The organism is Candidatus Williamhamiltonella defendens (assembly GCF_900699045.1).
GTDB classification, from domain to species: Bacteria; Pseudomonadota; Gammaproteobacteria; order Enterobacterales; family Enterobacteriaceae; genus Hamiltonella; species Hamiltonella defensa_A.
This window is the reverse complement of record NZ_CAADHL010000002.1, coordinates 176,389-187,721: the sequence shown is the minus strand read 5'-3', so window position 1 is coordinate 187,721 and position 11,333 is coordinate 176,389. Positions and strand designations below refer to the sequence as shown.

Here is an 11,333-nt window from a genome sequence, read left to right as displayed (position 1 = left end):
AATGAAATATTGACAATATGTCTTTTAATGTTTCCTATCACTCTGCGAATACTTGATGCCCATCATATTTCTTCAATTCAGGATGGCTGTTGATCTTAAAATACGTCAAGTTATAGGTAATAGACGCCTTCAATGACAAGGATTGCTTCACATTTTTAACGACGAACACCCTGTATTCATTTAATGAACTATCGAGGCTTTCTGAAGAACATTGCGTTTAACATTCCTTGCACTATAAGATTTTAGCGTATCGAATATTGATTTTTATTTAATATCAACATCAGCACCGGCTGCTTCGAGCGTTTTTTTCAAGCTTTCTGCTTCTTCTTTATTAATACCCTCTTTCACATTTTTTGGAGCAGCTTCGACCAATTCTTTTGCCTCTTTTAAGCCTAAGCCTGTCGCACCACGTACCGCTTTAATCACAGCTACTTTATTTTCACCGAAGGATTTCAATATAACGTCAAATTCTGTTTTTTCTTCAACTACCTCTGCAGGGGGAGCTGCAACAGCAACAGCTGCCCCTGCAGAAACGCCAAATTCTTTTTCCATGATTGAGATTAGATCTAATACGTTTGTAATGGTCATTTCTTTAATAGAATTAGTAATATCTACAAGTTTTTTTTGATCAATAGACATAAAAAGTATTCCTAAAATTGAATCTATGTTGAATAGATAAAAGTAAAAATTGGTTAAATAGTTTCTCTTTTTGCTTTTAAAGCCACGAGTGTTCGAACAAGCTTGCCTACAGAAGCTTCTTTTAATGTTGCCATAAATCGCGCAATTGCCTCCTCATAAGTAGGTAAGGTGGCTAAACGATCAATATCTGATACGGGAATCAGAGTGCCTTCAAAAGCCGCAGCTTTTATTTCAAATTCTTTATTGAGTTTGGCGAATTCTTTAAACAAACGGGCCGCGGCACCAGGGTGTTCAGTAGAGAATGCAATCAAAGTTGGGCCCACAAAGGTGTCTTGCAAGCATTCAAAATCAGTACTGACAACAACGCGACGCATTAAAGTATTGCGAACCACACGCATGTATACACCTGCCGCCCGAGCTGCTTTACGTAGGCCTGTCATTTTAGAAACAGGCACCCCTCGAGTATCAGCAACTACAGCAGAAAGTGCGCCTTTAGCAATCTTTTTGACCTCATCAACAATGGCTTTTTTATCTTGAAGATTTAATGGCATTAATTTTTGCTCCTAATTTAGGCGGGGAACCCGACATTGACATCACTTGAGGTTCATTAAAAAAAGAACCTCGCACAGGTTCTGAAACATGGTGAACAGAATTGAGCAAAAAATAAAATTTATCTTTTTATGGCTTCTCTGTCACCGTTTACGCAGGAAATTAAGCACTTTTTTGTGCACCTAGCGATCTTGAACGGAGGCTTTAATAAATAAAGCTTCAGCTGAAAATACAATTACTTAATGTGGATAGCTAAGGTTACATTAGCATCGAACTTTAACCCACATCTTGCATTAATAACGATAGCTCTAAAATTTATTTTTCTTGACATTGAGCACAAATAATAAAAATCACTCAAGGTTAAATAAGAGAAGACAAAGCACTTTGATCAATCATCAGACCTGCCCCCATAGTGGTTGATAAGCTAATTTTTTTGATATACAGCCCTTTTGCTGTAGCTGGCTTGGCTTTTTTTAATACGGAAATAAGAGCTTCCAAATTCTCTTTCAATTTATGAGCATCAAAATCAATTTTGCCAATTGTAGTGTGAATAATACCGTTTTTGTCGTTACGATAACGAATTTGTCCTGCCTTAGCATTTGTAACTGCCTCTGCGATATTAGGAGTGACTGTCCCTACTTTTGGGTTTGGCATTAAGCCGCGTGGGCCAAGAATTTGGCCCAATTGACCAACGACACGCATTGCGTCGGGAGACGCAATCACAACATCAAAATTTATTTCACCATTTCTAATTTGAGCGGCTAAATCATCCATTCCAACCAGTTCCGCACCCGCATTGTTGGCAGCTTCGACATTTGCTCCTTGAGTAAATACTGCAACACGGACAGAACGGCCTGTACCATGCGGCAAAACAGTGGCACCTCTTACATTTTGATCAGATTTACGTGCATCAATCCCTAAATTTACGGCCACATCAACACTTTCTGTAAATTTAGCAGTGGCGAGCTCTTTTAACAAAAGGAAGGCATCATCAATATCATATTGCTTAGCAGCATCCGTCTTTTCACGGATAACACGCATACGCTTGCTTAATTTTGACATTTTATTATTCCTCTACCTCTAATCCCATAGATCGAGCCGTGCCTAATATGGACTGAATGTTTGCATCAATACTGGCCCCTGTCATATCTGACTGCTTAATTTCCGCAATTTCACGAACTTGAGTTTTAGTGACTTTACCTATTTTATTTGTATTTGGTTTTGGAGAACCTGATTTAATACCGACTGCTTTTAGCAATAAAACTGCAGAAGGAACGGTTTTAGTTTCAAAAGTAAAAGAACGATCAGTATAGATAGTAATGACAACAGGAATTGGTAAACCCTTTTCTAAAAGTTCAGTCTTCGCATTAAAGGCTTTGCAAAATTCCATAATATTCACTCCCTGCTGACCTAAAGCAGGTCCGACCGGGGGACTTGGGTTAGCCATTCCAGCTGCAACTTGCAGCTTAACGATAGCCTGTATTTTTTTAGCCATTTATAATTTCCTTAATTTGGGTTATAGCGCCTTTTGGGGCTCCCCATGCTTTACAAATTTAATAAATTAAATCGTTGATTTAATTATGTTATTTGACTTGGTACGTTTTTAAAAAAATGAGTATAACCATGTATTTATATAAATCTTTGATCATCTCAATAAATTTTGAGCTTTTTTATAACGAGCAGCCAATTATTTTTTGATTTTGACGGGAATTTTATTAAAAAATTTTTTACTTTTAATGCCAAAAAAAATGCCATGAACTCATTTTAAAAAATAAAAAGCTCTCAATTGTATTGTGATTTAATATCTTCGGCAAGATTCAAATGATGATTTATATCTTAAAATTGGCCAAAATTTTAATAAAAAATAGTTACCCTTTTTCTATTTGACTAAAATCGAGCTCAACCGGAGTTGCTCTACCAAAAATAGAAACAGAAACTTTTAGGCGGCTTTTCTCATAATCGACTTCTTCGACAGTACCGTTAAATTCAGCGAAAGGGCCTTCATTAACACGCACTAATTCGCCGGGTTCAAATAATGTTTTTGGTCTTGGTTTATCTGTGGTCTGTTGTAAACGATTGTTGATAGCATCTGCTTCTTTATCAGTAATAGGAGTAGGCATAATTCCACCAATAAAACCCATGACTCTGGGTACACTCCGTACGAGATGCCAGCTCGCATCATTCATGATCATTTGTACTAATACATAGCCTGGAAAAAATTTGCGTTCACTTTTTCGGCGTTGCCCAGAGCGGACTTCAACGACCTCTTCTGTCGGAACCATCACATCGCCAAAATAATCCTCCATGCTATGTAAATTAATATGTTCATGTAAAGATTGCTTTACTCTGCTTTCAAATCCGGAAAAAGCCTGAACAACATACCAACGTTTTTTCGTTACTTCAGACATCTTAGAACCTCAGGCCAGTAATAAAGGAAATGAGTCGGACTAACATACTATCAATTCCCCATAAAATAAGTGACATCAATAATGTTATTAATGCAACAATTAAAGTAGTTTGAAGCGTCTCCTGACGAGTTGGCCAAATGACCTTTCGCATTTCTATACGTGCTTCACGAGCAAATTCTAAACTCGATTTACCTTTTTTAGTGAGAAGTCCAATTCCACCTGCAATAGAAATAATAATAACAATGATAAATGCACGTAGCGGTAAGTTAACATTTTGGTAATAGTAATTACCTAAAATCGCCGTTATCAATAGTAAAAAAACAATGAGCCATTTCACCATATCTAGACGAGGCTTATTTTTTTTAATTTCGCTATTTGCACCCATAAAACCAAGTCCTTCAAGGTATATCCAAGGAAAAAAGGGCATCGATTGATGCCCCTTTATAAAGAACTGCATCAAATTTATTTAATAACTTTAGCAACTACCCCCGCGCCTACGGTACGTCCCCCTTCCCTAATAGCAAAGCGGAGACCGTCGTCCATTGCAATCGGATTAATCAGAGTCACTATCATTTTAATGTTATCGCCAGGCATCACCATTTCTACCCCTTCTGGGAGCTCAATTGTCCCCGTCACATCTGTTGTACGGAAATAAAATTGGGGACGGTAACCCTTGAAAAAAGGAGTATGACGTCCTCCTTCTTCTTTTGTTAAAATATACACTTCAGCTTCAAACTTAGTATGGGGCTTTATAGAGCCTGGTTTCGCCAGTACTTGGCCTCGTTCAATCTCTTCTCGCTTAATGCCTCTCAAAAGAACACCGACGTTTTCTCCGGCGCGCCCTTCATCTAACAGTTTGCGAAACATTTCTATTCCTGTGCAGGTCGTTGTTACCGTATCTTTAATCCCCACAATTTCTACTGAATCTGAAGTTTTGATCATTCCTCTTTCTACACGACCTGTGACCACCGTGCCTCGCCCTGAAATAGAGAATACATCTTCAATGGGCAGTAAAAATGGCTTATCAATATCACGTTGTGGCTCAGGAATGTATTTATCTAGAGCATTTGCCAGCTCTACAATCTTTTCTTGATATACCTCATCTCCTTCTAACGCCTTTAGGGCTGAGCCTTGTATTATTGGTGTATCATCACCCGGGAAATCATATTGAGACAACAGTTCCCTTACCTCCATTTCTACAAGTTCTAATAACTCTGCATCATCCACCATGTCGCATTTATTTAAGAAAACAAGAATGTAAGGAACCCCTACTTGACGTGCTAACAAAATGTGCTCACGAGTTTGGGGCATCGGGCCGTCTGTAGCAGCCACGACTAAAATAGCTCCATCCATCTGCGCAGCACCTGTTATCATGTTTTTAACGTAATCAGCATGTCCTGGGCAGTCGACATGCGCATAATGGCGAGCTGGAGTTGAGTATTCAACGTGAGAGGTATTGATGGTAATGCCCCGGGCTTTTTCTTCTGGTGCATTATCAATTTGATCAAACGCTTTAGCACTACCCCCATATTTTTTAGCCAGAACAGTGGTAATTGCCGCTGTTAAGGTTGTTTTACCATGGTCAACATGACCTATTGTTCCCACATTAACATGTGGTTTGATACGTTCAAATTTTTCTTTAGACACAGTGATATTCCTTAACTCTTGCGCTCTTTAATAACGCTTTTTATACATGGAAGAAAAAATACGATATTGAATATTATCTTAAAACTTACTTAGTATTACGTGATTCAATGATGGTTTTAGAAACATTAACAGGCGCTTCATTGTATTGTAGAAACTCCATAGAATAAGATGCTCGCCCTTGGGTCTGAGAACGAAGATCCGTAGCATACCCAAACATTTCTGATAAAGGAACCTGTACACGAATTGTTTTGCCTGTGGATGTATCATCCATACCTTCAATCACTCCACGGCGACGGTTTAAATCGCCAATCACATCGCCCATGTATTCTTCTGGTGTTTCCACTTCAATTTTCATAATAGGTTCAAGAAGTACAGGTTTTGCCTTCATAAAACCTTCTTTAAAAGCCATAGCCCCTGCAACTTTAAAAGCGATCTCGGAAGAGTCGACATCGTGGTAAGAACCATCAAAAACGGCAACCCGCACATTTACGACAGGATAACCGGCCAGAACCCCATTTTTTAGTTGTTCCTGTACCCCTTTATCCACAGCAGGTATATACTCTTTTGGTATCACACCCCCGACAATTTCATTTAAAAATTCATATCCTTTACCACCTGGTTCCAGAGGTTCAATGCGTAACCAAACATGACCATATTGACCACGACCACCTGATTGACGAACAAATTTACCTTCTTGTTCAACTGAATGAAGAATAGTTTCACGATAAGCCACCTGAGGTTTTCCTACATTAGCCTCTACGTTAAATTCACGTTTCATACGGTCAACCAAAATATCCAAATGAAGTTCGCCCATGCCTGCGATAATGGTTTGACTAGATTCTTCATCCGTCCATACGCGAAAAGAAGGATCTTCTTTTGCCAAACGACCTAATGCAATTCCCATTTTTTCTTGATCTGCTTTAGTTTGTGGCTCCAATGCAACAGAAATAACAGGCTCTGGAAATTCCATACGTTCTAAAATAATAGGGTGAGCTAAATCACATAAGGTATCGCCAGTAGTAGCATCTTTCAAACCAATCGCCGCGGCGATGTCACCTGCACGCACTTCTTTAATCTCTTCACGTTTATTAGCATGCATTTGTACGATACGACCAATACGTTCTTTTTGTCCTTTAACGGAATTCAATACAGTGTCGCCAGAATTCACAGAACCAGAATAAACACGGAAAAATGTCAGATTACCGACAAAAGGGTCAGTTGCAATTTTGAAAGCCAATGCGGCAAAAGGTTCTTCGTCCTTTGAATGACGTATAGCAGGAGTCTCTTTATCATCTAGAACTCCTTTTATAGCTTCAACATCGATAGGCGCTGGAAGATATTCTATAACGGCATCTAGCATTGCCTGCACACCTTTGTTTTTAAATGCAGAACCGCATGTTACCAAAATAATTTCATTTTTTAATGCTCTTTGACGTAAGCCTTTCTTTATTTCTTCTTCCGTTAACTCTTCGCCACCCAAATATTTATCCATTAATTCTTCCGAAGCTTCTGCCGCAGATTCAATCATATTTTGGCGGCACTTTTCGGCCAGTTGCTGCATATCATCAGGCACAACCTGATATTCAAAGGTTAAACCTTTATCTTTTTCATTCCAGTGAATAGCCTTCATTTTTACGAGATCAATTACACCGGTAAATTTTTCTTCCGAACCTATGGCCAATTGAATAGGAACAGGATTCGCTGCCAAGCGAGTTTTTATTTGTTCCACCACGCGTAAAAAATTAGCGCCCATACGATCCATTTTATTGACAAATGCAATACGTGGAACACGATATTTATTGGCTTGTCGCCATACAGTTTCAGACTGAGGTTGAACTCCACCTACTGCACAGTAGACCATGACAGCACCGTCCAAAACACGCATCGAACGTTCTACTTCAATAGTAAAATCAACGTGCCCAGGAGTATCTATAATATTGATTCGATGAGGCTCAAACTGTTTAGCCATACCAGACCAAAAAGCAGTGGTAGCAGCAGAAGTGATCGTAATCCCACGTTCTTGCTCTTGCTCCATCCAGTCCATGGTAGCAGCACCATCATGAACTTCACCAATTTTATGGTTAACACCGGTGTAAAACAAAATACGTTCAGTTGTCGTTGTTTTACCGGCGTCGATATGAGCGCTAATACCGATGTTACGGTAGTGCTTAATCGGAGTTTTACGGGCCATGTTATCCTCTATTTTTCCTAAAAGCCTCTTCGAGCTTCACCTACGCTGACTGATTTTTAAGGGAAACTTACTGCTCATTTATTATTATATTAAATACGCTTATTCAGCAAAATTCTCGGGCAGTGAAACACTACCAACGATAATGTGCAAAAGCTTTATTGGCTTCTGCCGTACGGTGAACATCCTCACATTTTTTTACAGCAGACCCTTTTTTTTCCATGGCATCAGCCAATTCATTTGCCAGACGTACTGCCATAGATTTATCGCCACGTTTACGGGCTGCTTCTACAATCCAGCGCATGGCCAAAGCATTACGTCGAACTGGACGAACCTCGATAGGCACCTGATAGGTAGAACCCCCAACACGCCTAGACTTCACCTCAACTGTAGGACGCACATTGTTTAAAGCCGCTTCAAAAGCGTCTAGATGACTTTTAGAAGAACGTTGAACTAGTATTTCCAACGCAGTGTATACTATAGATTCTGAGATGGATTTTTTACCATTCACCATCAGGATATTAATAAATTTTGCTAATAATTCAGATGAAAATTTAGGATCTGGTAAAATTTTACGCTGACCAACAATACGACGACGTGGCATTAAAATAACTCCGTTGTTAATTCAGGGTTACCCAAAACTCTGAACATTTATTTTGATATGAAAGTGAAATGTTTGGCCTTACTTAACGAAGTACTTATTAAGCCTTTGGCCTTGCTGAACCATATTTTGAACGAGCCTGTTTACGATCTTTGACGCCAGAACAGTCAAGGGCACCGCGAACGATGTGGTATTTAACACCGGGCAAATCTTTAACTCCTCCCCCTTTAACCAAAAGAACACCGTGTTCCTGTACATTATGACCCTCACCGCCGATATAACAAATACATTCATAACCGTTAGTAAAGACCACAGTACAAACTTTACGCATTGCAGAGTTAGGCTTTCTAGGGGTAGTGGTGTACACGCGTTTACATACCCCACGTTTCTGAGGAGAAGCTGCCAGTGCAGGAGCCTTGCTCTTCACAGACTTCTTGACGCGTTGTTTGCGAATCAGTTGAGTAATTGTTGGCATTCTTTAAAGAACTCCTCATTTTTTGTATGAAGTCATCGCAAAATACGAGGACGCAGAATTTTATTGCTGACTTTTTAATGTGTCAAGAAATATACAGATTATCTGAGAGATATCGTATCTAGAAAAACTTTAAATATAAGTAAAAAATTAATTTATAATGTTTTTATTTAATCTCGTTTTATTTGTGCAATCCTCTTATTTTTAATTAATTTATTTCACTGATGCCTAAAAATGTTAATATTAAATACATTTTTTTCTTAAAACTCAAACAAAAATAGTTCGTAAATGTTGCTCGTAAAAGAATGAGAGTGTGAATATAATGAATAAATTACAAGCTTTACGCCAATTCAGCACTATTGTGGCGGATACGGGTGATATCTCAGCGATACAATCTTATCGACCCGAAGACACGACCACGAATCCTTCATTAATTTTAAATGCCATAAAAATTCCATCATATCGCCACTTGATCTATAGATCCGTGGCTTGGGCTAAAAGGCAAAGCTCAGATCCCAAACAACATCAGATTGACGCTATCGATAAACTCGCTGTCGACATTGGGGTAGAAATTTTAAAATTGATTCCTGGTTGTATTTCGACCGAAGTGGATGCTTATCTGTCTTATGATATCCACGCCAGTATTGAAAAAGCTCAAAAGTTAATCTCACTTTATCATGAAGCTGACATTCATAAAGATCGTATCTTAATTAAATTGGCTGCGACTTGGCAAGGTATCCGTGCTGCTGCAGCCCTAGAGAAATTAGGGATTCGTTGTAATCTGACCCTGTTATTTTCTTTTGCTCAGGCACGTGCTTGTGCAGAGGCAGGCGTTTTTTTGATTTCACCTTTTGTTGGTCGTATTTTTGACTGGTATAAAAAGAATAGTGATACAAAAGAGTTTTTACCTACTCAAGATCCTGGTGTTCTATCTGTACATAAAATTTTTTATTATTATAAAAAACACGGTTATGAAACCGTAGTAATGGGTGCTAGTTTTCGTAATACAGATGAAATTTTAGAATTGGCCGGTTGTGACCGCTTAACGATCTCACCCGCCTTATTGCAAGAATTATCGGAGCAACAAGGTACTGTGAAACAGAAGTTAGTGTTTCGGGATACCGTGAAAAAAAAGCCGATACCCCTTACAGAATCTGAATTTTACTGGCAACACAATCAGGATCCCATGGCTGTTGAGAAACTCTCTGAGGGCATCCGTAAATTTGCAGAAGATCAAGAAAAATTAAAAAGTATGATTTCTAACCTGCTTGATTAAAATGCTTTTTTAATTGAACTTCCTTTTTATTTTTCTAATATTTTTTTGACCAATGGCCTAAAAATCAACTCAATTCCCAATCTTGTAAAGCGTAGCGTCTTCATACGTATGTAAATCTTTTCGTTTTAAACCTGTTCCAGATTCAGCATATTTAGCAGCATGCCAGTTCAAATGAAAAATCATCTACAGCGCGACTCTGTTCAGGCTCTAAGGGGATAAAATGAATCACATAACGGTTTTTATGACCCGAAATTTTCGGATACACACGATGTTTTAATGGAATACCTAACCTCAATAACTCCCCTTTTTCTGTATTCCCTTTAAAAAATCCATTCAAACTATTTACTATCTCGATCGAACTAGACTGCCGAACGAAATCTAAAATCATCATCAGTCCATGATGTAAAGGTTTTAAAGTTTGAATGATATGATCAATATACTGAGTTTGATCTTCATCAGGTAAATGTAGCCATAGATGTAATGCCGGCAAATCAAAGCTACAACATCCCCCAACAATACTTAATCGTTGTCGAACCGATATAATTAAGCGATTTTCTTTTAGATGATCTTGAATACGAGATGCCGATATGAGTGCGTTCGTACAGTCTGCTAATTTTGTGATTAAAGAGTCAATCAGATCTTTATCTGTGTTAGGTGCACAGAGCCAATTTGATAATTTTTGTTGTTGATGTTCTAGTTTTTTCAATAAATCACCTCGAATTTCGAAGCGCTCTAGTATATCTATTAAATCTGAAGCAGCACGAAAAAAAGTTAAAGCAGATGCAATATTGTTGAAATTTTTTTGATACAACAATTGTTGTAATAAATATTCGATACGAAGCAAAGTACGCATTTTTTCATTGAGTGGATGTTCAACAAGTATCATTGTGTTGATATCACTCATCAATGTAAATCCTCTGATGAAAAATAGGACGCCAGTTTTAAGTATTGATAGTGAAGTGATCGTACTACTGCAGGCAATTTATCAATACCCCCATTGTTGCTAATCACATCGTCAGCTAACGCGAGGCGCTGCTTTTGAGAAAGCTGTGACGCTAAAATTTTTTTAACTTCTTCTTGAGTGACATTATCTCTTTTCATGGTACGTAGTAATTGTGTTTTAGCACTGACATCCGCGACCAAAATTCGATTTGCCCTGTAATGTAAATGATTTTCAAACAATAAAGGCACGATCCAGATCAAATAGGGTTGAGAAGACTGCTGCATTTGATGCAGCGATTCTTTTTCAATAAGTGGGTGTAATAATCGATTTAGCCATTCTTTTTCTTTTTTCTCATTAAATACTTTTTGACGTAATGCCACCCTATTAAGGGTGGAATCATCTAAAAGAATATGATAGCCGTATCGTTTTATGATTGCATTCCATGCAAAACGCCTTGGTTCAACTAATTGACGAGCAATAATATCGGTATCTATCAAGGAAACATTCAAGCTTGCAAAAATATCCGAAACAGTACTTTTTCCACTCCCCACACCACCTGTCAGAGCAACAATGTAGCTCATGATTATTCTCAATATTAAATGGCAATTTA

At 38.2% G+C, this 11,333-nt stretch carries 13 protein-coding genes; 1 reads left to right on the top strand and 12 read right to left on the bottom strand.

The genetic code is table 11. From position 1 onward, the window contains the following. Positions 1-264: 264 nt before the first annotated feature. From rplL to rpsL, 10 genes are all read right to left on the bottom strand, one after another. Positions 265-639, bottom strand: a complete 375-nt coding sequence (gene rplL, locus CICURV3402_RS03995; protein ID WP_158379936.1) for a 50S ribosomal protein L7/L12 — start codon at positions 637-639, stop codon at positions 265-267. 53 nt (positions 640-692) lie between these two features. Beyond that, the gene (gene rplJ, locus CICURV3402_RS03990) at positions 693-1,190 is read right to left on the bottom strand and encodes a 50S ribosomal protein L10 (protein WP_158379934.1); all 498 of its coding nucleotides are present in this window, start codon (positions 1,188-1,190) and stop codon (positions 693-695) included. A 358-nt stretch (positions 1,191-1,548) separates the two neighbouring features. Further along, the gene (gene rplA / locus CICURV3402_RS03985) at positions 1,549-2,250 is read right to left on the bottom strand and encodes a 50S ribosomal protein L1 (RefSeq protein WP_158379933.1); all 702 of its coding nucleotides are present in this window, start codon (positions 2,248-2,250) and stop codon (positions 1,549-1,551) included. 4 nt (positions 2,251-2,254) lie between these two features. Next, entirely contained in the window at positions 2,255-2,683 is a 429-nt protein-coding gene (rplK, locus tag CICURV3402_RS03980) for a 50S ribosomal protein L11 (RefSeq protein ID WP_158379931.1), read from the bottom strand. Between the two features lie 373 nt (positions 2,684-3,056). Continuing rightward, on the bottom strand, positions 3,057-3,596 hold the full coding sequence (gene nusG / locus CICURV3402_RS03975; protein ID WP_158379930.1) for a transcription termination/antitermination protein NusG: 540 nt from the start codon (positions 3,594-3,596) through the stop codon (positions 3,057-3,059). 1 nt (position 3,597) lies between these two features. Next, positions 3,598-3,981 carry a preprotein translocase subunit SecE gene (secE, locus tag CICURV3402_RS03970; protein WP_158379928.1) on the bottom strand — a complete coding sequence of 128 codons (384 nt, stop codon included), beginning with the start codon at positions 3,979-3,981 and terminating at the stop codon, positions 3,598-3,600. Between the two features lie 77 nt (positions 3,982-4,058). Continuing rightward, complete coding sequence (gene tuf / locus CICURV3402_RS03965) at positions 4,059-5,243, bottom strand: elongation factor Tu (RefSeq protein ID WP_158379927.1); 1,185 nt, start codon at positions 5,241-5,243, stop codon at positions 4,059-4,061. 85 nt (positions 5,244-5,328) lie between these two features. Beyond that, positions 5,329-7,434, bottom strand: a complete 2,106-nt coding sequence (fusA, locus tag CICURV3402_RS03960) for an elongation factor G (protein ID WP_158379925.1) — start codon at positions 7,432-7,434, stop codon at positions 5,329-5,331. Positions 7,435-7,564: 130 nt separating this feature from the next. Beyond that, positions 7,565-8,035, bottom strand: coding sequence for a 30S ribosomal protein S7 (gene rpsG, locus CICURV3402_RS03955; RefSeq protein ID WP_158379924.1), 471 nt, complete (start codon positions 8,033-8,035; stop codon positions 7,565-7,567). 97 nt (positions 8,036-8,132) lie between these two features. Next, complete coding sequence (gene rpsL, locus CICURV3402_RS03950; RefSeq protein WP_158367542.1) at positions 8,133-8,507, bottom strand: 30S ribosomal protein S12; 375 nt, start codon at positions 8,505-8,507, stop codon at positions 8,133-8,135. Between the two features lie 316 nt (positions 8,508-8,823). Here rpsL and tal point away from each other — a divergent pair, with 316 nt between their 5' ends. After that, on the top strand, positions 8,824-9,780 hold the full coding sequence (gene tal, locus CICURV3402_RS03945; RefSeq protein WP_158380020.1) for a transaldolase: 957 nt from the start codon (positions 8,824-8,826) through the stop codon (positions 9,778-9,780). Between the two features lie 151 nt (positions 9,781-9,931). Here the strand turns inward: tal and zapD are convergent, their stop codons facing one another. Then, entirely contained in the window at positions 9,932-10,684 is a 753-nt protein-coding gene (gene zapD, locus CICURV3402_RS03940) for a cell division protein ZapD (protein ID WP_158379922.1), read from the bottom strand. Then, on the bottom strand, positions 10,684-11,304 hold the full coding sequence (gene coaE, locus CICURV3402_RS03935) for a dephospho-CoA kinase (RefSeq protein WP_158379921.1): 621 nt from the start codon (positions 11,302-11,304) through the stop codon (positions 10,684-10,686). Before coaE ends, zapD begins: the two co-directional genes overlap by 1 nt. Positions 11,305-11,333 lie beyond the last annotated feature (29 nt).

Excerpts from the sequence above, each read along its gene's own strand:
- rplL (WP_158379936.1), bottom strand. The coding sequence starts at position 639 with ATGTCTATTGATCAAAAAAAACTTGTAGATATTACTAATTCTATTAAA.
- rplJ (WP_158379934.1), bottom strand. The coding sequence starts at position 1,190 with ATGCCATTAAATCTTCAAGATAAAAAAGCCATTGTTGATGAGGTCAAA.
- rplA (WP_158379933.1), bottom strand. The coding sequence starts at position 2,250 with ATGTCAAAATTAAGCAAGCGTATGCGTGTTATCCGTGAAAAGACGGAT.
- rplK (WP_158379931.1), bottom strand. The coding sequence starts at position 2,683 with ATGGCTAAAAAAATACAGGCTATCGTTAAGCTGCAAGTTGCAGCTGGA.
- nusG (WP_158379930.1), bottom strand. The coding sequence starts at position 3,596 with ATGTCTGAAGTAACGAAAAAACGTTGGTATGTTGTTCAGGCTTTTTCC.
- secE (WP_158379928.1), bottom strand. The coding sequence starts at position 3,981 with ATGGGTGCAAATAGCGAAATTAAAAAAAATAAGCCTCGTCTAGATATG.
- fusA (WP_158379925.1), bottom strand. The coding sequence starts at position 7,434 with ATGGCCCGTAAAACTCCGATTAAGCACTACCGTAACATCGGTATTAGC.
- rpsG (WP_158379924.1), bottom strand. The coding sequence starts at position 8,035 with ATGCCACGTCGTCGTATTGTTGGTCAGCGTAAAATTTTACCAGATCCT.
- rpsL (WP_158367542.1), bottom strand. The coding sequence starts at position 8,507 with ATGCCAACAATTACTCAACTGATTCGCAAACAACGCGTCAAGAAGTCT.
- zapD (WP_158379922.1), bottom strand. The coding sequence starts at position 10,684 with ATGAGTGATATCAACACAATGATACTTGTTGAACATCCACTCAATGAA.
- coaE (WP_158379921.1), bottom strand. The coding sequence starts at position 11,304 with ATGAGCTACATTGTTGCTCTGACAGGTGGTGTGGGGAGTGGAAAAAGT.